Consider the following 17,753-nt stretch of genomic DNA (forward strand, 5'->3'; position numbering starts at 1 on the left):
CTTCCCGACACGCCTGCTTACTCGGTCTGCTTGTCTTCAGCGCCCTGAGCCAGTTCAGCTCGGCGCTCGGCGCGGGGGTCCACAGTCGCCAGCACGCGCTCGAAAGCGGCGACCACCGTGTCAATCTGCTCCTTGCTGATGGTCACGGGCGGCAAGAAGCGCACGACCAATGGCGTCGCCTGCAGGGTCAGCACCCCTTCCTCGTGTTCCAGGGCGTGGATGTACGGCGCACTCTTTTCTTTCAGCTCCACGCCGATCATCAGGCCCAGGCCGCGCACCTCGCGGATTTTGGAAGACGGGATGGCGCGCAGCTTCTCCATGAAGTAGGCGCCCTTTTCACGGGCCTGCTCGGCCATGCCTTCGCGCTTCATGGCGCGGATGGCGGCCACGCCAGCGGCCATGCTCAGGGGATTGCCCCCAAAGGTGGTGCCGTGCCCGCCAGCAGGCATGCGGTCAGCGACCTCGGCGGTCATGGCAAAAGCGCCAATTGGCAGGCCGCCTGCCATGGCCTTGGCCAGCGTCATGGCGTCGGGGGTCACGCCGTAATGCTCGGTGGCAAACATCTTGCCGGTGCGGCAAAAGCCGGTCTGAATCTCGTCGAGAATCAGCAGGGCGCCCTTTTCCCTGGTCAGGCGGCGGGCCTCCTGCATAAATTCGGCGCTGGCCGGGCGCACGCCGCCCTCGCCCTGCACAGGTTCCATGATGACGGCGGCCGTCTGGTTGGTGATCGCCGCGCGCAGTTCCTCCACGTTGCCGTAGGTCACGAAATCCACGTTCTTGTTGTCCACGGCGTCGCCAAACGGCTCGCGGTATTTGGGCTCCCAGGTGAAGGCCAGGGCGCCCAGGCTGCGGCCAGAAAAGCCGCGCTTCATGCTGACAAAGCGCTGGCGGCCGGTGGCGGTAATGGCGAACTTCTTGGCCGCCTCCATCGCCTCAGTGCCGGAGTTACACAGAAAGACGCGCTCCAGGCCCTGCGGCAGCACGCCCACGAGTTCCTGAAGAAATTCGGCGCGCTTGTCGTTGGGCAGGGTCTGGGGCATGACGACCAGGCGGTCCACCTGCTCCTTGACTGCCCGCACCACATCTGGGTGGCTGTGGCCGATGTTCGCCACGCCGTAGCCGGCCACGCAGTCGATATATGAGCGGCCCGACTCGTCCCAGACGGTGGCGCCCAGGCCCTTGGTCATCACGACGTGGTGCTTGTTGTACACGCCGCTGTCGTACTTCAGTTCGGCGTCCAGCCATTTGCTCTGCGTGGTGGTCATGTGTGGGTCTCCTGTGTAGGTGAATGGGGAGAGAAAGGCGGGGGCAGCCCCAACCGGGGCCAGCCAGCGCCTTCAGTGTAGAGGGAAGAACCGGGGCCAGGCGCCGCCGTGTCCAGCCGCCGCGCTACGCGGCAGCGGCCTTAGGCGTGCGCGCCGGGCGGTTAATCAGCAGCAGCCCGCCGAGCACCACCAACACCCCCAGCAGCGAGGTCAGGCCCACTGGCTCGCCCGCCAGCGCCCCCCAGAACAGACCCCAGACTGGCAGCAGGTAGGTCACGGCTGTCAGCTGCGTGGCCGAGAGCCGCGAGAGCAGGCCGTAATACAGCAAGTAGGCCAGGCCGCTGCCCACCACGCCCAGCACGAGCAGGGCGCCCAGCGCGGTCAGGGTGATCGTGCCGGGCTGCGGTCCACTCAGCGCCACTGGCGTCAGCATCAGCGCCGAGAGCCCCAGCTGGGACAGGGCCAGGCCCACCGGGTTCAGGCCCGACAGGGTGCGCTTGGCCACTGCCGTGGCGCAGGCGTAGCCCAGGCTGGCTGCCAGCAGCAGCGCCACCCCGAACAGGGTGGCGTGCCCGCCGCTGACGCCGCCGCCCACCGTCAGCGCCACCCCGCCGAGGCCCAGCAGCACGCCCGCCGCCACGCGCCCAGACAGCTGGGCGTCGCGCAGGCCCAGGCCAATCAGGAGGCTGAACAGCGGCGTGGTGGCGTTCAGGATGGCGGCGATGTTGGAACTGGTGGTCTGTTCGCCCCAGGCAAAGAACGACCAGGGAATGACGTTGTTCAGCAGCGCCACCAGAAGCAGCGGCTTCCAGAGGCGCAGCGGCGGCAGGACGTGACGCCCCATCAGCAGCGCCGCCAGCAGCACCAGCGCCCCGAACACCGAGCGCCCCAGCGCCACCCAGGCCGGTGGAAAGACCTCGACACTCAGGCGGATCAGCAGAAAGGAAATCCCCCAGAAGGCAGACAGGAGGCCCATTTGCAGGGCGTCGGCGCGGGTCATCGGGCGGCCTCTACGGGACGGGGCCGCGCCAGTTCGGGCGGCAGCGGGGGCCAGCCCTCTTCCTGAAGGGCCTGGTCAGCCCAGTTTTCCTTGCCACTCCAGCGCTCAATGCTCAGGGCGTACACCGCCGTGCGCGCCAGGTCGCTGTCCAGAATGGGCCGGGTGTGCTGCCCTATCCGCAGCCCCGGAAAGACCCGTTCGCTGAGGGTCGTCAGGGCGGCGCGGGCTTCTTCGGGGTCGGTCAGCACGCGCGCCTGGCCAAACACGATGACCGAGCGGTACTGAACGCTCAGTTCCAGCGGCGAGGTGCTGGGCAGCAGCGCTCCGATCTCCGAAACCTCAAAGGTGGCCGGGTGACCCTGCGCCGTGTTGGCCCGCAGCCGACCCACGACGTTGGTGTGGTACACGAGGTCAAGCGACTCTGGGCGGTAGGCGAAAGCCAGCGGCGTGACAAAGGGCCAGACCTGCCCGGTTTCGTCCTGGTACACCGTGGCCACCCGGCCCAGCGGGGCGCGCGTCAGCAGCGCCTCTATCCAGGCGTCATCCCGGCGGTTCTGCGGCCGGCGGCTGAGGCTGGGGTCGCGCTGGGCCGGGTCGTAGATGTTGACGCCGGACCGCTGGGCACCAGTCATCTCTGCTCTCCATGGCCGAGCCTCTTGCTGAAGTGGTGGGCGGTGATGTTCAGGCCCGCTTTCAGGTATTGCCGGTGGGCGGTGAAGCGGTCCTCGCCTACGCCAGAATCCAGATGCAGTGCGGCGCACTCCAGGCGCCCGGCTTCCTCTTCCAGCCAGGCCAGCAAGGCGGCGGCGTGGCCCTGCCCCCGCGCGGCGGGCCGGGTGCTCAGGTCGTCCACGTACAGCACCGTGCCGGCGTACAGCAGGTTCATCACCCGGTAGCCGGCCACGGCCACCGCCTCAGGCTGGCCCGGCGTGAAGGCGCCCACCAGCCGGTAGCCCTCAGCCTCGGTCTGCGCCAGAAAGGCGCGCAGGGCGTCCGGACTGGCCGTCTGCGGTGCGTGCGGGCGCAGGTCACGCAGGGCGGCCAGGGCCAGATCGGCCTGGGCGGGGGGAATGGCGCGCAGGGTTCGGGGGGTCACAGGGCTTCACCGCTCATGGGGGTACACTAACGGGCATGGTGGCCCCCCTGGCAGTTCCACTTTCTGCGGTTTCTGGGGAGCCACTGGCTCTGCGGGCCGATGAGTTGCCGTTTGCCGTGACGCTGGCGCGCGGCGGCGCCGAGGCCCTGCACGCCCAGCTGGCGCGGCAGGTGCGCGGAGCTGTACTGGCGGGCACGTTGCCGCCCGGCGCGGCGGTGCCCGGTACCCGCACGCTGGCCCGGAGCCTGGGGGTCACGCGCGGCGTCGTGGAGGCGGCCTACGCCGAACTGCTGGCCGACGGCACCCTGCAGGCCGAGGTGGGCCGGGGCACGCGGGTGCGCCTGGCCACACCAGCGCCGTCCACGCCGGCCCCCGTGGCGGCCTGGACCGGGCCTGCCTGGCTGCCCGCGCCCGGCGCCCTACCGGTGGACGGCCCGGCGCGCGGCGTGGGCACCGATTTCCGGCTGGGGGTCTCCGGCACGCACACGCTGGACATCCGGGCGTGGCGGCAGGCCTGGGCCGAAGCGGCCCGCGCCCCGGTGCCGGGCGACTACGGCGACCCCGCTGGTGAAGAGAGCCTGCGCGCCGCCCTGGCCGCGTTTATGGGGCGGCAGCGCGGGCTGGCTGCCCAGGAAGGCGACCTGCTGATTACGGCCGGCACCCTCCACGCCCTGAACCTGATTGTGCGCGCCCTGCTGCCCCCCGGCTCGGCAGTGCTGATGGAGAACCCCGGCTACCGCGCCGCGCGGCAGGTGCTGCTGGACGCTGGGCACATTCCGGTGCCGGTGCCCGTGGACGAGGACGGCCTGGTGGTGGGGCCGGACACGCCCCCAGCGCGGCTGGCGTACGTGACGCCCAGCCACCAGTTTCCGCTGGGCGGGCGCATGTGCCTGCCCCGGCGCCTGGCCCTGCTGGAGTGGGCCGAGCGCTGTGACGCCCTGATTGTGGAAGACGACTTTGACGGCGAGTTCCGCTACGACGCCCCGCCGCTGCCCACCCTGGCCAGCCTGGCTGCGCACACCGGCACGCCGGGACGCGTGCTGTATCTGAGCACCCTCAGCAAGGTGCTGACCCCGGCGGTGCGAACCGGCTTTCTGGTCGCGCCGCCCGCCCTGCGCCCGGCCCTGGTGCGCGCCCGCACCCTGCTGGACTTCGGCCATCCGCTGCCGGTTCAGGCGGCGCTGACCTGGCTGCTGTCGGGCGGGCATCTGGACCGCCACATTCGCCGCGCCCGGCGCTGGCACGCGCAGGTGCGCGCGGCACTGACTGGAGAACTGGCCGGCCTGGCCCCGTACGCCACCCTGGGCGGCATTCAGGCGGGGCTGCACCTGTGCCTGCACCTGGCCCCATCCATCTCGGCCCCCGAAGCGGCGCGGCAGCTGGCCCGGCAGCATATTCAGGTCACCACGCTGGACACCTACACCTTCGCCGGACCGCCGGCCAACGCCCTGCTGCTGGGCTACGGCGGCCTGACAGCCGCCCAGGCGGCCAGCGGGGGCCGCGCCGTTGCCGCCCAGATTCGCCAGATGGTGGCGAGTGCAACTTTTGACAGGGACACGGCGTAGTCAGGGACATGAGCAAGCGCTTTACCCTGCCCCTTCTGGCCGCGCTGCCGGCGGTGTTGGCCGCCTGCGGCGACGACCTGGACCTCGACCGCTACAGCCGCGTGCGCTACAACTCGTACGCCGAATGCCTGGCGGTGAACCGCGCCATGACCAGCCGGGGCCTGCCTAACCCATGCCAGAAGACCAGCGGCGGCATTTACGGGCCCTACGCGCGCATTGTGGGCGGCACCACCCGCTACATCGGCTATACCAGCAGCGGCGCGCTGTCGGGGTCCGGCCTGACCTACGACAGCAAGAAGGGCACCTACGGCAGCTTCAAGGCGCCGGTCAGTCGGGGCGGGTTCACCAGTTCCAGCCGCGCGGGCAGTTTGGGCAGCTAAAGCCGCTTTCTTCCCTCTGGCCAGCGGCCTGAACGCTGGCCCCTTCAACTCACGTTCCTTCATTCCATCCCGGAGACCCACCATGAACAAGCGTTTCTCCCTGACCCTGATGTCCACCGTGCTGCCTAGCCTGCTCGCCTCGTGTGTGGACGCCCCTGCACAGACGTACACCCAGCCTGCCCAGCAGGTCATCGTTCCCGAGGGCTGCGAACTGGAGCAGGACGGCGAAGTAGACTGCGACGGCGACAGTGTGAAGGTCAAGGGCCGCAAGGCCAGCAAGACGGCGGCGGCCGTGGCGGGCGCGGTGGCCGCCCGCGCGGCCAGCCGCTCTGGTCCGGTGAATACGGCGTCCAGCGTGTCGCGCGGCGGCCTGACGAGCAGCGCGCGCGCCAGCAGCAGCAGCGGTGGGTACGGCGGATGAGGCGCCTGACCCTCCCGCCCCGCCCCGACTGGGAAGCCCGGCTAAGAGAGGTCGGCTTTACCTGGTACGCCGCCACCCCCGAACATCCGGTGCCCTACTGGAGCGAGGACGGCTTCTATGTCTTCACGCCCCAGGACATCGAGCGGCTCAAAACTGCCACGCAGGACCTGACCGACCGGGTGCTGGAGGCCACCGGCCACGCCATTGAGGCGGGCCGCCTGACCGAACTGGGTATCCCCGCTTTTCTGCACAGCGCCGTGCGCGAGTCGTGGGAGCGCGACGACCCCACTGTCTACATGCGCCTGGACGTGGCCTACGACGGCCAGAGGGTGAAACTGCTGGAGGTCAACGCCCAGACCCCCACCAGCCTGCTGGAAGCGGCCGTCAGCCAGTGGCAGTGGCTGGAAGACCGCCAGCGCCGGGGCGAATTGCCTGCCCACGCGACCCAGTGGAACACCATCCACGAAGGGCTAGGCGAGCAGTGGGCGCACCTGAAAGCGGCGCGCGGCCTGAACGAAGTCACCTTCAGTTCGGCGCGGGTGGATGAGGACATCGCCACCGTGACCTACCTGCGCGAACTGGCCGAGGCGGCGGGCGTACGGGGCTCGTTCCTATTTGCCGACGAACTGGGCACCAGCCCCCAGGAGGGGTATCTGCTGGACACCTGGAGCCTCCCGATTCGGCAACTGATGTGGCTGTGGCCCTACGAATATGCCTGGGAATCGCGTGACGCGGCCTTTCTGGCCAGCACTGGCACCCGTTTTCTGGAACCGCTCTGGAAAACGGTGACCGGCAGCAAGGGTCTGCTGGCGCTGCTGCACGACCTGTTTCCCGGTCACCCCGGCCTGCTGCCCGCCACGCTGCGGCCAGGCGCCCTGGGCGAGAACGTGGTGAAAAAACCGCTGTTCTCGCGCGAGGGGCAAAATGTGCAGCTGCCCGGTCAGGCCAGCACGCCCGGCGCTTACGGCGACCTGGCGGTGGTCGAACAGGCCTACACCGAACTGCCCACCTTTGAAGCCCAGGGCACTCCCCGTTATCCGGTGCTGGGCGTCTGGGTGGCGGGCGCCGAGGTCTGCGGCCTGGGCATCCGCGAGGGCCGGGGCCGCGTGACCGACAACCGCGCTACCTTCGCCCCGCATGTGGTGCTGCCTGAACAGGACCGCCTGGCCTAAGAGTGATACGGATTCCGCTTCATTGCAGCACAGCCGGAAAGGCATCGTCTGCGCTTCCATATCGTGGAATCCACATCTGTTCTTGCTCGCGCTGCTACGTAGCTTTCCAAGTCCGCTCGGATTCCACCCGGCATTCTGCTCGATTCAATCGGAGTCCGTATGATAGTTCCTGCGGTTGAAGATAACTCGTAGGGAAGCGAATGACTGTCACAGACAGCGGCCTATGTGGAATTGAGGGGTGTGATTTGAGCTGCCCAATGCGGCGGCAGATCGCAGTGGGCGTGGAGCTCGGCTGCCTCGTCTTCACGCCCAGCGGCGCGCCTTATTACCATGGCGTATGAACCAGTCCGGCACCCCTGACCAGCGGGTCTATCCGCCCCTGATGTATCACCTCAGCGATTTTCTGGACCCCAATGATGGGGCGGGCATCGCCGAGCGGCTGTTCAATGGGCTCCTGGTGGTGCTGATTGTGTTGGTGGTGGCCATGACGATTGCGGGCACGGTCCCCAGCGTGCAGCGGGAGTACGGCGGGGCTATCCGGGCGTTTGACTACCTGTGCGCGGTTATTTTTGGCCTGGAGTACCTGGCGCGGCTGTATGTCACCCCCCTGCGCCCTGGCTACGGCTCGGCCCCCGCCGACTACTGGCGCTACGCCCGCTCGCCGCTGCCAGTGATTGACCTGCTGGTGCTGATGTCCTTGCTGGTACCGGGCAGCACGGCCCTGGCGAGTCTGCGCGGCCTGCGGCTCTTGAAACTTCTGTCCCTGCTCAAGCTGGGCCGCTATTCGGATTCTTTGCAGCTGATTGGGCGGGTGGTGGCCCAGCGGGCCGGCGAGCTGCTGACCACTGTGCTGATTGTGCTGGTGCTGGTGTTTATCGCTGCCAGCCTGCTGTATCAGGTGGAAGCCAATGTAGGCACCAAGGGCTTCGAGAGCATTCCGCAGGCGCTGTGGTGGGCGGTGGTGACCCTGACCACCACCGGCTACGGCGACGTGTACCCGGCCACCACACTGGGCAAGGCGGCCGCCGGCCTGATCATGCTGTTTGGGGTGGGCATGGTGGCGCTGCCGGCCGGCATGATCGCCAGCGGTTTTGCCGACGAGCTGAGCCGCCTGCGCCAGCAGGAGCAGTCACAAGCGCCGGCCGCGCCGCCCTACCGCTTCTGCCCTCATTGCGGGGAACAGCTGGAAGGACAGCCGGCGTCCCATTGATGGGGTGACCACGGACTCCAGCTATGGCGCCCGCCAGTCGGGAGAGCGCCGAAATGCCACCTTCCTCTCCTGCCGAGCGATCTGACAACGGCGCCCCTTCATGGAACGGGCCGCCATTGGTCCCTCAAAACTCCTTCTGCCACTGTCTCTTCAGGTACTCTCCCGCTCTGGAGCTCGCTGACTGCGGCGGCGCCACTGCGAAAGTCCGCTCGGCCTCAATCGTCGTTCTCAGCGATTGAGGCCGAGCGGCTGTAGAATAAAAGAAACTGGCCAGGGCGCGGTGAGCTATCCAGGCCCTCACCACGCCCCCCTTATGTCCCTTACCGGCGGCCCTTGACCAGCCAGGCGTGTTCCTCCAGGCCAGCGGCCTGATTGGCAGCGCGCGCCATCACAAACAGCAGGTCCGACAGGCGGTTCAGGTAAATCTGGACCTGCTCGTTGGCCTCTTCCTCGGCCAGCAGGCGAATGATCTCGCGCTCGGCGCGGCGGGCCACCGTTCGGGCCACATGCAGTGAGGCCGCAACGGGCGTGCCGCCCGGATGGATGAAGCCCGTGAAGGGCGGAGCCGCCTCCTGATAGCGGTCAATCATGGTCTCCAGAAAGGCCACGTCCTGCGCGTCCATGCGGGTCAGCCGGGCCTCATAGGAAGTGCCGGCGCGCGTGGCCAGATCAGCGCCCACATCGAACAGGGCGTTTTGCAGGTATTCCAGGTCGGCGTCCAGCGCGGCGTCGGGCTTGTGGCTACGGGTGTTGTGGGCGCGGGCCAGGCCAATCACGGCGTTCAGTTCGTCCACGGTGCCGTAGGCTTCCACGCGCGCGTGCGCCTTGCTGACCCGGTCGGCGCCGTAGAGCCCGGTGGTGCCACCGTCCCCTGTTTTGGTGTAGAGCTTCATAGCGGCAGGGTAATGCAGATGGAGCCTGAACAGAGAGCGGCCAGCTGCGGATCATCACACACCCCTCTGCCCTGGTCAGCCTGCTGGGGCCGCCGCGATCAGGCGATCGAGCCATTCCGCCAGCAGCTGACGCTCTGCACCAGACAGAGCTGTCTGCTGGTCTGTCAGTCCAGCGCGCAGGGCAATCGCATGTGCGGTCGTTCGATCCTGCGCAGTCAGGCGTGGTCTGGTCGCCGCCTGCTCTGGGGTCAGAACCGCTGCCAGGACCGCTTCGCGCATGCTGGAGGACAGCCGAGAATCCCGCCGCTCTGGCGCGCTCCTGATCAGGGTCAGCGTGACCCCTTCACCCGCCGCCGCAATCATCTGAACAGCGCGGGGAATGCCCACTTGCAACCGGCCCGCCTGGGCCACGCGCGTCACCAACTGCGTCAGCACCGCGTGGCCCGCTTCGGCAGCCGGGGACCGCGTCCCAACCGCCGGATTCTCGTAGATCAGGGCGTACACGGCGGGATGGGCCAGCCCAAAGGCGATGTGCGTGTCCCAGCCGCGCCGCAGCTCGGCGACGGGATCGTCGGTCTCAGGCTGGGTGCTTTTTGCATGGACGTACGCCGCAAAGGTGGTGCGCGCCACCTCATCCAAGAGGCCCTGAAGATCACCAAATTGACGGTACAGGGTTGGCGCCTGAATACCGGCGGCGGCGGCCACGGCGCGTGTCGAAGCGGCTTCCCGGCCACCCTGCGCCAGGAGCGTGGCGGTGGCGCTGATGATGCGCTCCCGCACCGCCGTCATCTTGGGCTCCATGTTAGCCACGGTAACACGGAATTGTCATCCACTTGACCAATCAGAGCAAACAGAATAGTGTTATCTCTGTTAACAGCTCAGGGCTCTCTGGTGATATCAGGAGCGAAAGTGCCGTTAAGGAGAGACTCCATGATTGTTGTGACAGGTGCCACCGGCCAGCTGGGCCGCCTTATCGTTGAGCAACTTCTCACCAGGGTTTCCCCTAATCAGATCGGCGTGAGCGTCCGCAACCCGGAGAAGGCTGGCGATCTGGCGGCGCTGGGGGTCCGGGTGCGACCGGGCGACTTCGCCCAGCCGGACACGCTGGCCCGCGCTTTTGAGGGTGCAGAGCAGGTGCTTCTCGTGTCGTCCAACGCACGCACCTACGGCGGCAATCCCCTTGTTCAGCACCGCAACGCCATTGAGGCGGCCCGCGCCGCCGGGGTCACCCGCATCGTGTACACCAGCCAGATGGCCGCCGGCGCCGCCTCGGCCTTTCCACCCGCGCGCGACCACGCCGCCACTGAAGAGATGCTGCAGCACTCTGGGCTAGCGTGGACCGCCCTGCGCAACGGGTTCTACACCGAAAGTCTCCCGATGTTCATGGGCAACGCACTGGAGACCGGGCTGCTCGACACCCCCCAGGACGGCCCGGTCGCCTGGACCACGCACCACGATCTGGCTGGCGGCGCAGCGGCAATCCTGGCACAGCCAGGGCAGTATGAAGGACCGACGCCGCCTCTGACTGCCGCGCAGGCGGTGGACTTCACCGAGCTGGCCAGCATCGCCTCAGACGTGCTGGGCCGCCCCGTCCAGCACACGGTCTTTCCTGATGAAGAACTCGGCAGGCGTCTAGAGGCGCGTGGCCTGTCAGCCGCCGCCGCGCCCCTCATCCTGGGGATGTATCAGGCGGGCCGCGCCGGGGAATTTGCGGGGGCCAACCCGGCACTTGAGCAGCTGTTGGAGCGACCTACTACAGACATCCGCACATTCCTGCAAGACCACCTGAGCCAGTGACCCACTCTTTGAACAGATCGGCCTGCGGAAGCGGACTCTGAATCTCATCTGCTAAAAGCGCCGCCGGTTTAACCAGCGGCGCTTCACAGATGACCCCTGATCAATGACCTCACACTTCTTGTGACTCTCAGCGTGCATTTGGGTGCCCTCTTGGCTTGAGGGCACCCAAACACTCTTTCTCTATTTATTGGCCATGTGGCCAAGCGCAGTGGTTAGTCGGTGCTCTTAGCGGCTCAACCGCCCCGTTTCTTCTGTCAGCGTCCGCAAGGTGGTGGCCAGGTCAGGAAGCAGGTCAGCAGCGTTATAACGCCAGGTCCAGTTGTGGTCGCCCGTCGTACCTGGCAGGTTCATGCGTGCCTCAGTGCCCTGGTTGAACAGGTCCTGCAGCGGCACCACCGCCAGCTTGGCGCGGCTTTCGAAGGCGATACGCGTCAGCATGGGGGCAAACACCTCCTCAGTGGGGTCACTGCTGGTGTAGACGCGGAAATTGTGCCGTTCGAGTTCCTCGGCGGCGCGCCACCAGCCGCGCGTGGTGTCGTTGTCGTGCGTGCCGGTGTAGACCACCTGATTTTCCCGCAGGTTATGAGGCAGAAAGTCATTCACGCTGAACTCCCCGCCTCCGAAGGCAAATTGCAGCACCGCCATCCCAGGAAACTGAAAATCGTCGCGCAGTTTTTCCACGTCGGGGGTCACTACGCCCAGGTCCTCGGCAATGATGGGCAACTCACCCAGCGCGCCCAGCACCGCCTCAAACATTGCGTGGCCCGGCGCCGGCACCCAGCGGCCGTGCATGGCCGTTTCAGCCGGGAACGGAATCTCCCAGTAGGCCGCAAAGCCCCGGAAGTGGTCAATGCGAATCACGTCGTACAGCTTCAGGCTGCCTTGAAAGCGCTTGATCCACCACGCAAAGCCGTCTTCGGCCATGGCTTCCCAGTTGTAAAGCGGGTTGCCCCACAGCTGCCCCGTTTCGCTGAAGTAGTCCGGCGGCACCCCGGCCACCACGGTCGGCTGGCCCTGCTCGTCAAAATAGAACTGGTCGCGGGCGGCCCAGGCGTCGCTGGAATCCATCGCCACAAAAATGGGAATGTCCCCGATGATCTGAATGCCCTTCTCGGCGGCGTAGCGGCGCAGCACCGTCCACTGCCGGAAAAACAGGAACTGCACGAATTTGACGCGCTCGGTGATGTTGTTCAGGCGTTCTGCCGCTTGGGCCAGCACTTCCGGGTCACGGTCGCGCGAGCCAGCTTCCCAGGCATTCCAGGGCAGCCCGCCGTGGGCGTCTTTCAGAGCCATGAACAGCGCGTAGTCGTCCAGCCACTCGGCCTCGGAGGTCTTAAACGCCTCGAAGTCGGGCTTCAGGTGCTGGGCGTCCCCGAAGGCGTAGCGGGCGTAGGCGCGCTCCAGCATCTGGTTGCGCCACACGTATTGCAGGCCGAAGTCCACCTTGCTGGCGCTGAAAGGCGGCACCGCGTTGAAGTCCTTGTCATCCAGCAGACCGTGTTCGCGCAGGGCGGTCAGGTCAATCAGGTAGGGGTTGCCTGCAAACGCCGAAAACGCCTGGTAGGGGCTGTCGCCGTAGCCGGTGGGGCCCAGCGGCATGACCTGCCAGTACCGCTGACCCGCCGCCGCCAGCCAGTCGATAAAGGTGCGCGCCTGCTGCCCGAGTTCACCGATGCCGTAGGGGCCAGGCAGGCTGGTGGGATGCAGCAAAACACCACTGGAGCGTGAAATTGTCATAGAAGGGACCTCCGGGATGCAGGGGAATGAGCGTTACAGGACAGGCTGGAAGTGATTCCAGTACATGCCCCCGATAGTAACGCGACGCCGCCGGCGCCTGGTCGGTTGCCTAAGATTTTCTCCTGATTGGGCTGAGTTCAGAAGTAAGCAGAGGCGAGAGAGTCAGGCTGTCTTCTGAGGGGCAGAGACGAGCAGCCACGTCCGTTCTGAAAGAGGCTCAGCAGAGGCTGGGCACACAGCGGGCGCGGCGATAAAGCGAGTGCAGTAGACCGGCAAAGTGTCCGGCGCCCTGTTGGGCCTGACCCTCCCGATAGCTCTGCGAGCAGCGCCGACCCTCTGGCCCGACGACCACACTTCCAGGTGGAGCCCTCGCCTGGAATACTGCACCCCTCAATCCCCTATTTGGTGTTCAGAAAATCGAGAATTGCTCGCGCAAGCGCCTGGGCCATGCGTTCGCGGTAGGCCGGCTGGGCCAGGCGGGGGCCTTCGCTGGGGCTACTGGCAAACCCCAGTTCCACCAGAATGGCGGGCGTCGTGGGGTTGCGGATGACATAGAAGGTGTCGGTCTTGACGCCACGGTTCACGGCCCCGGTGGCGGCGATGAGGCGCGACTGCACCCGCTGGGCCAGCTGCCGGCTAAACGCCACCTTGGCCTGCGCCAGAATGTCACCCAGCAGGTTCTGGGCCAGATTGGACGCCTGACGGGTCAGTTCTTCACCCACGCTGCCACCCCCGTTTTCCTGCACCGCCAGGCTGCGGTTGCTGCCCGCCAGCGACTGCCCGAAGTAATAGGTCTCGATACCCTGGGCGCTTGGACCGGCCGAATTGATGTGAATACTGACAAAGGCGCTGACCTGCCCGGTGTTGGCCAGCCGCGAGCGGGCTTCCAGGTCAGCACGTTTGTTGGCACTCAGGTGCTGGTCGGCCGTGCGCGACATCACTACATCAACCCCGTGTTTGAGCAGCTCGGCGCGGGTGCGCAGGGCCACGTCCAGCGTCACGGCCTCTTCGGTGACCCAGCGGCTGACGGCACCGGGGTCGTTGCCGCCGTGCCCGGCGTCCAGCACCACGCGCGGGCGCAGGGCCGGGGTGGCGGTGCTGACTGGGCGGGTGACCGCAGCTGGGGCCACAGCCGGCTGCGCCGAGGCCGGCGTGGCCGGTACGCGCGCCGCCGCCACACTGGTCGGCACGTCAATGACCAGACGCGCCGCCTGCCCGCCCGCTGGGGGCAGGACGCTGACTTTGGCCTGGGCGTGGCCTTTGGCCAGGGTGACGGTCACGGTGCCGCCCGCCACCGCGTAGGCGGTCACCCCCGGCGCGCTCAGCGGCCCCTGCTCGGCTTTCAGGGTCACGTCGAGTTTGACGGTCACGCTCTGGGCCGCCACCTTCACCTGACTGGCGGCCGTGCGCGGCAGGTCAAACACCAGGCGGGTATACCCGTCGTGCTGGCCCACACGGGGCGCCGCCAGGGCACTGGAACACACAAGGAGCAGCGCCAGCAGCGCCGCACGCCGCGCCAGCGAGAAAACAGCAGGGATCACGGCGCGGAGTGTAGCGTCCCGCAGGACGGGGATGGCTGGAACCGCATGAGGACAGAAGTGGCCCCCGCCCGGCGCACACCTGAACGGCACCTGACGCGGGCCCTCACGCCACCCGGACAGAGTCTGGATAGGGTAAGCGGATGTCCTTTCCCCGACCCCTCTTGCTGGCAGCTCTGGCCCTGACGCTGGGCGGTGCCCAGGCCCTGACCTTTGGCGGCCTGACCATCACCCCACGCGGCGAGCAGCGCCTGAACCTGGAGACAGGGGCCACGGACCTGCCTCAGGGCGGCGCCGCCACCGATGCCCGCAGCGGCCTGAACCTGACGGCCGAACGCCTGAACCTGCTGCCCGGTCAGACCCTGAACGCGCAGAGGGCCACAGTGACCACCAAGCAGGGCGGCACCCTGAAAGCCCCGCAGCTGACCTACGACCTAAAAGCTGGTACGGTCACGGCTTCCGGCGGCGTGACCTACAGCGACGCGCGGCTGCGCGGGCTGAGTGCCCCGACCCTGACCCTGAACGTGAAGACAGGCTTCGTCACAGCGTCTGGAGGCGTGAAAGCCCAGACCCCGGCGCTGAGTGGCGCAGCGCTGGTCTTTGACCCCAGTACCATGCAGGCGGTGCTGACTGGGCCTTACCGGGTCAATCAGGGCACCCTGAAAGTCGACGCGCCCGCTGGAGGCCGCCTGCTGCTGGTCTTCGGTGGAAACCGTGTGGTGCGCGCCACCGAGCAGCCCGACGCCGACAGCCTGGCCCGCTTTACGCCGTATCTGAAATAAGGCCAGGTGCCCATCAAAAACCCCCTCCACATAGAGGGGGATCTTCGTGAATGCCTTGAGGCAAGAAGGGCTTAGATTTCGACGTGGGCGGGCGCGGCCTTTTCGCCCTTGGCGCGGCGCGGGATTTCCAGATTGGGCATCATCAGCGTGGCCAGGAACGCCAGCAGGGCCACCACAATCGAGTAGCGGTAGATGCTGGAAATGGTGTTGGCAAAGGCCACCTTGGCGGCGCGGCCGCTGGCGAGGCTGATTTTCTCTCCGTCGTTCACGCCGGTCAGGGCGGCGCTCAGGGCCTGGCTGGTGGCCTGCTCGGCGGCTGTCTCCTGCCCCTGGGCCAGGCCCTGCCGGATGCCGCTCAGCAGCTGCTCGCGGGCCTGGGGGCTGGCCAGGGCCTGAGCGGGAATGCCGTTCAGGTTGTCGCGCAGGGCCTGGGGCAGCTGCGGGTTGCTCGCCACAGCACGCACCTGGGCCGCGTCGCCGCTGTTCACAGCCGCCTCAATGGCCGCCTGGGTCTGGGCAAAGCCGGCTTTCACGCTGGCCGCCACACCGCCTTCGGGAATGGAGGTGAACTGCTGGCGCGCGGCGGCGGGCAGTCCGGCAATAAACTTGTCCTGCTTGAGGACGTTCACCGCAGCCGGGTCGCCGGTCTGAATAGCGGCCGTCAGGTTTTTGCGCAGCGTAACGAAGCGGGCCTGAATCTGCTCGGGGGTTTCGGGCGTCTGGTTGCGGTTGCCTTCTGGACCGTTGCCCGAGCGAATCTCATCGCTGATGGTCTGCAAGGTGGTCGCCACCGTGCCCTGATTGCTGGCGGCCTGCGCGGCAAACTGAGTAGCCAGGTTGCTGCTGACACCAGCGGTCAGAATGGCGCCAAAGATAGCGGTGCCGATGGTGCTGCCCATCTGCTGAAAAAACTGCCCGGCGCTGGTGGCCACGCCAATTTCCCAGGGCTTGACCGACAGCTGGAGGGCGGTGGTGTACAGCGGCAGCGCGGGCCCCAGGCCCAGGCCCAGCAGCACCATGCGGATAATCACGCTGTTGTAGCTGGAGTCCGCGTTCAGGGTGGAGAGGGCGAAAAAGCCCAGGCCAGCAGTCATGAGACCAATCAGCATCAGCGGCTTGTAGCGGCCCATGCGGCTGGCAATCTGGCCCGAGCCGATAGCGCCGATAATCAGGCCCACCGTCAGCGGAATGGTGGCCGTGCCGGCGGCGGTGGCCGACACGCCCTGCACCTGCACCAGATACAGGCTGAGAAACAGAATGGCGCCCAGAAACCCGGCCCCGATCATGAAGCGGGCAATGGCGCCCCAGGCGAAGGTGGGGTTCTTGAACAGCGTGAGGGGCAGGATGGGGCTTTCGTGGCGGCTTTCCACGATCAGGAAGGTCACCAGCGCTGCGGCGCTCAGGCCGAAGAGGCCCAGAATCATGGGACTGGTCCAGGCATAGTTGCCGTCGGCGCCCCAGGTCAGGGCCAGCAGCAGCGGCACGGCGAACACCAGAATCAGGAAGGCGCCCAGCCAGTCCACCTTCGCCTGAAGCCCGCTGGCGAGCCGGGGCATCTTGCTGGCAATGAACGCCAGGGCGATCAGACCAATCGGGAGGTTGACGTAAAAGACCCAGCGCCACGACACCTGGTCGGTCAGGAAGCCGCCCAGCAGCGGGCCAATCACGCTGCTCAGGCCAAAGACGGCGCCGAACAGGCCCTGGTAACGGGGGCGGTCCACGGGTTCAAACAGGTCAGCAATGATGGCAAAGGCCACGGACCCCAGCGCGGCGGCCCCCACGCCTTGCAGGCCACGGAACACCACCAGCTGCATCATGCCGCCGCCAAACAGGTTGCCCAGGAACGGCTCGCCGCTCAAACCACACAGCGCCGAACCCAGCAGGAAGATCACGATGCCGATCATCAGAATCGGCTTGCGGCCATACAGGTCCGAGAGTTTGCCGTAAATGGGCACCAGCGCCGTGTTGGTCAGCAGGTAGGCGGTGGTGACCCAGGAATACAGGCTCAGGCCATTGAGCTCCTGGGTGATGCGCGGCATGGCGGTGGACACGATGGTCTGGTCCAGCGCGCTGAGAAACAGGCCCAGCAGCACGCCAAACAGAATCAGGCGCTTGGTGGACAGGTCCAGCGTCTTGGCGTAATCAATGCGCCCGGCTGGCTCGGGGGTGGCGGGGGTGGTCATGCTTGCTCCTGGCAATGGGGGGAAAGAGGTTCGAGCTCATCCAGCAGCGCTTGCAGGTGCTGCTCGGCGGCCAGAATGGTCTGAAGATTGAGGCCGGTAAACGTGGTGATGTAGGCGCCGACAAATTCGGTGTCCATGCGGTTCACCACGCTGCGCCCGGCGTCGGTGAGGTCCACCAGCTTTTCGCGGCGGTTTTCTGGGTTTTCCTGGCGGGCGGCCAGGCCGCGTTTGACCAGGCGCTCGACCAGGTGGCTGGCGGCCGGCAGGCTCAGGCGGGTGCGCTCACTGAGCTGGGTCACGGTCAGGGGCGCGTAGGCACGCAGCTGGTGCAGCGCCGTGACCTGCGAAAAGCTGAGGTCGTGGCCCTGCAATTCGTCTTGCATGCCGCGCATTACCCGGCTGCTGATGTGGCGGTGTAGCCGCTTCATGGTCAGCCCCAGGCGCTGCGCCGCTTCAACGTGTTCCGGGCTGGGCGGCGGCAGGGGGGGGCGTTCAGGTGGAGTCATACTTCCAAGCTTGCAACAGTCTCATGGGTAAGACGGTACAACACATCATAGGGTTTGAGGATAGGTCAGAGGGCTTACGGGTCGAGGTCGCATGTGCAGGCACAGAAAGTTCGTGGACTGCGACCAACCTCCTGGATCGGTGACCAAGTCGGAGGTCACGTATGATTCTTTTCAAAGAGGACAGAACTGCTCTTGCCTCTGAAGAGGT

At 66.8% G+C, this 17,753-nt stretch carries 17 protein-coding genes; 7 read left to right on the forward strand and 10 right to left on the reverse strand.

What is annotated here, in order from left to right:
- Positions 1 to 17 precede the first annotated feature (17 nt).
- The 4 genes from K7W42_RS01515 to K7W42_RS01530 form a co-directional block, all read right to left on the reverse strand.
- Complete coding sequence (locus K7W42_RS01515; RefSeq protein WP_224571622.1) at positions 18 to 1,265, reverse strand: aspartate aminotransferase family protein; 1,248 nt, start codon at positions 1,263 to 1,265, stop codon at positions 18 to 20.
- Between the two features lie 124 nt (positions 1,266 to 1,389).
- The gene (locus tag K7W42_RS01520; protein WP_224571624.1) at positions 1,390 to 2,265 is read right to left on the reverse strand and encodes a DMT family transporter; all 876 of its coding nucleotides are present in this window, start codon (positions 2,263 to 2,265) and stop codon (positions 1,390 to 1,392) included.
- A complete protein-coding gene (locus K7W42_RS01525) occupies positions 2,262 to 2,897 on the reverse strand; it encodes a pyridoxamine 5'-phosphate oxidase family protein (RefSeq protein WP_224571626.1) in 636 nt (211 codons plus the stop codon). Before K7W42_RS01525 ends, K7W42_RS01520 begins: the two co-directional genes overlap by 4 nt.
- The gene (locus tag K7W42_RS01530; RefSeq protein WP_224571628.1) at positions 2,894 to 3,361 is read right to left on the reverse strand and encodes a GNAT family N-acetyltransferase; all 468 of its coding nucleotides are present in this window, start codon (positions 3,359 to 3,361) and stop codon (positions 2,894 to 2,896) included. Before K7W42_RS01530 ends, K7W42_RS01525 begins: the two co-directional genes overlap by 4 nt.
- A 35-nt stretch (positions 3,362 to 3,396) precedes the next feature.
- On the opposite strand from K7W42_RS01530, the gene pdxR reads away from it, so the two are divergent.
- The 5 genes from pdxR (at position 3,397) to K7W42_RS01555 (ending at position 8,109) form a co-directional block, all read left to right on the forward strand.
- The gene (gene pdxR / locus K7W42_RS01535; RefSeq protein WP_224571629.1) at positions 3,397 to 4,926 is read left to right on the forward strand and encodes a MocR-like pyridoxine biosynthesis transcription factor PdxR; all 1,530 of its coding nucleotides are present in this window, start codon (positions 3,397 to 3,399) and stop codon (positions 4,924 to 4,926) included.
- 8 nt (positions 4,927 to 4,934) lie between these two features.
- Positions 4,935 to 5,306 carry a hypothetical protein gene (locus K7W42_RS01540; RefSeq protein ID WP_224571630.1) on the forward strand — a complete coding sequence of 124 codons (372 nt, stop codon included), beginning with the start codon at positions 4,935 to 4,937 and terminating at the stop codon, positions 5,304 to 5,306.
- Positions 5,307 to 5,388: 82 nt separating this feature from the next.
- Positions 5,389 to 5,727 (forward strand): hypothetical protein, encoded by a 339-nt coding sequence (locus K7W42_RS01545; protein WP_224571631.1) that lies wholly within the window; start codon positions 5,389 to 5,391, stop codon positions 5,725 to 5,727.
- On the forward strand, positions 5,724 to 6,899 hold the full coding sequence (locus K7W42_RS01550) for a glutathionylspermidine synthase family protein (protein ID WP_224571632.1): 1,176 nt from the start codon (positions 5,724 to 5,726) through the stop codon (positions 6,897 to 6,899). The genes K7W42_RS01545 and K7W42_RS01550 overlap by 4 nt, the downstream gene beginning before the upstream one ends.
- Positions 6,900 to 7,236: 337 nt before the next feature.
- Positions 7,237 to 8,109, forward strand: coding sequence for an ion transporter (locus tag K7W42_RS01555; RefSeq protein ID WP_224571633.1), 873 nt, complete (start codon positions 7,237 to 7,239; stop codon positions 8,107 to 8,109).
- A gap of 320 nt (positions 8,110 to 8,429) precedes the next feature.
- Here K7W42_RS01555 and K7W42_RS01560 read toward each other — a convergent pair whose 3' ends face one another.
- Both K7W42_RS01560 and K7W42_RS01565 read right to left on the reverse strand, forming a co-directional pair.
- Positions 8,430 to 9,002 carry a cob(I)yrinic acid a,c-diamide adenosyltransferase gene (locus tag K7W42_RS01560; RefSeq protein WP_224571634.1) on the reverse strand — a complete coding sequence of 191 codons (573 nt, stop codon included), beginning with the start codon at positions 9,000 to 9,002 and terminating at the stop codon, positions 8,430 to 8,432.
- Positions 9,003 to 9,077: 75 nt separating this feature from the next.
- Entirely contained in the window at positions 9,078 to 9,803 is a 726-nt protein-coding gene (locus K7W42_RS01565; protein WP_224571635.1) for a TetR/AcrR family transcriptional regulator, read from the reverse strand.
- A gap of 129 nt (positions 9,804 to 9,932) precedes the next feature.
- On the opposite strand from K7W42_RS01565, the gene K7W42_RS01570 reads away from it, so the two are divergent.
- Complete coding sequence (locus tag K7W42_RS01570; RefSeq protein ID WP_224571636.1) at positions 9,933 to 10,799, forward strand: SDR family oxidoreductase; 867 nt, start codon at positions 9,933 to 9,935, stop codon at positions 10,797 to 10,799.
- Between the two features lie 225 nt (positions 10,800 to 11,024).
- Here K7W42_RS01570 and malQ read toward each other — a convergent pair whose 3' ends face one another.
- The gene (gene malQ / locus K7W42_RS01575; protein WP_224571637.1) at positions 11,025 to 12,536 is read right to left on the reverse strand and encodes a 4-alpha-glucanotransferase; all 1,512 of its coding nucleotides are present in this window, start codon (positions 12,534 to 12,536) and stop codon (positions 11,025 to 11,027) included.
- A 398-nt stretch (positions 12,537 to 12,934) separates the two neighbouring features.
- Entirely contained in the window at positions 12,935 to 14,077 is a 1,143-nt protein-coding gene (locus K7W42_RS01580) for an N-acetylmuramoyl-L-alanine amidase family protein (protein ID WP_224571638.1), read from the reverse strand.
- A gap of 140 nt (positions 14,078 to 14,217) precedes the next feature.
- Between K7W42_RS01580 and K7W42_RS01585 the strand changes: the two genes are divergently transcribed.
- Positions 14,218 to 14,856: a hypothetical protein gene (locus K7W42_RS01585; protein WP_224571639.1), complete on the forward strand. Its 639-nt coding sequence runs from the start codon at positions 14,218 to 14,220 to the stop codon at positions 14,854 to 14,856.
- A gap of 71 nt (positions 14,857 to 14,927) precedes the next feature.
- On the opposite strand, the gene K7W42_RS01590 is transcribed toward K7W42_RS01585, so the two are convergent.
- Positions 14,928 to 17,039, reverse strand: coding sequence for an MDR family MFS transporter (locus K7W42_RS01590; RefSeq protein ID WP_224571640.1), 2,112 nt, complete (start codon positions 17,037 to 17,039; stop codon positions 14,928 to 14,930).
- Complete coding sequence (locus K7W42_RS01595; RefSeq protein ID WP_224571641.1) at positions 17,036 to 17,545, reverse strand: MarR family winged helix-turn-helix transcriptional regulator; 510 nt, start codon at positions 17,543 to 17,545, stop codon at positions 17,036 to 17,038. The genes K7W42_RS01590 and K7W42_RS01595 overlap by 4 nt, the downstream gene beginning before the upstream one ends.
- Positions 17,546 to 17,753: the final 208 nt, after the last annotated feature.

Origin of the sequence: Deinococcus betulae (assembly GCF_020166395.1) — a bacterium.
GTDB lineage: Bacteria > Deinococcota > Deinococci > Deinococcales > Deinococcaceae > Deinococcus > Deinococcus betulae.

Coding starts and splice junctions, on each gene's coding strand:
- K7W42_RS01520 (WP_224571624.1), bottom strand. CDS start 2,265: ATGACCCGCGCCGACGCCCTGCAAATGGGCCTCCTGTCTGCCTTCTGG.
- K7W42_RS01525 (WP_224571626.1), bottom strand. CDS start 2,897: ATGACTGGTGCCCAGCGGTCCGGCGTCAACATCTACGACCCGGCCCAG.
- K7W42_RS01555 (WP_224571633.1), top strand. CDS start 7,237: ATGAACCAGTCCGGCACCCCTGACCAGCGGGTCTATCCGCCCCTGATG.
- K7W42_RS01590 (WP_224571640.1), bottom strand. CDS start 17,039: ATGACCACCCCCGCCACCCCCGAGCCAGCCGGGCGCATTGATTACGCC.
- K7W42_RS01595 (WP_224571641.1), bottom strand. CDS start 17,545: ATGACTCCACCTGAACGCCCCCCCCTGCCGCCGCCCAGCCCGGAACAC.
- K7W42_RS01560 (WP_224571634.1), bottom strand. CDS start 9,002: ATGAAGCTCTACACCAAAACAGGGGACGGTGGCACCACCGGGCTCTAC.
- K7W42_RS01545 (WP_224571631.1), top strand. CDS start 5,389: ATGAACAAGCGTTTCTCCCTGACCCTGATGTCCACCGTGCTGCCTAGC.
- K7W42_RS01515 (WP_224571622.1), bottom strand. CDS start 1,265: ATGACCACCACGCAGAGCAAATGGCTGGACGCCGAACTGAAGTACGAC.
- pdxR (WP_224571629.1), top strand. CDS start 3,397: ATGGTGGCCCCCCTGGCAGTTCCACTTTCTGCGGTTTCTGGGGAGCCA.
- K7W42_RS01540 (WP_224571630.1), top strand. CDS start 4,935: ATGAGCAAGCGCTTTACCCTGCCCCTTCTGGCCGCGCTGCCGGCGGTG.
- K7W42_RS01585 (WP_224571639.1), top strand. CDS start 14,218: ATGTCCTTTCCCCGACCCCTCTTGCTGGCAGCTCTGGCCCTGACGCTG.
- K7W42_RS01550 (WP_224571632.1), top strand. CDS start 5,724: ATGAGGCGCCTGACCCTCCCGCCCCGCCCCGACTGGGAAGCCCGGCTA.
- K7W42_RS01565 (WP_224571635.1), bottom strand. CDS start 9,803: ATGGAGCCCAAGATGACGGCGGTGCGGGAGCGCATCATCAGCGCCACC.
- K7W42_RS01570 (WP_224571636.1), top strand. CDS start 9,933: ATGATTGTTGTGACAGGTGCCACCGGCCAGCTGGGCCGCCTTATCGTT.
- malQ (WP_224571637.1), bottom strand. CDS start 12,536: ATGACAATTTCACGCTCCAGTGGTGTTTTGCTGCATCCCACCAGCCTG.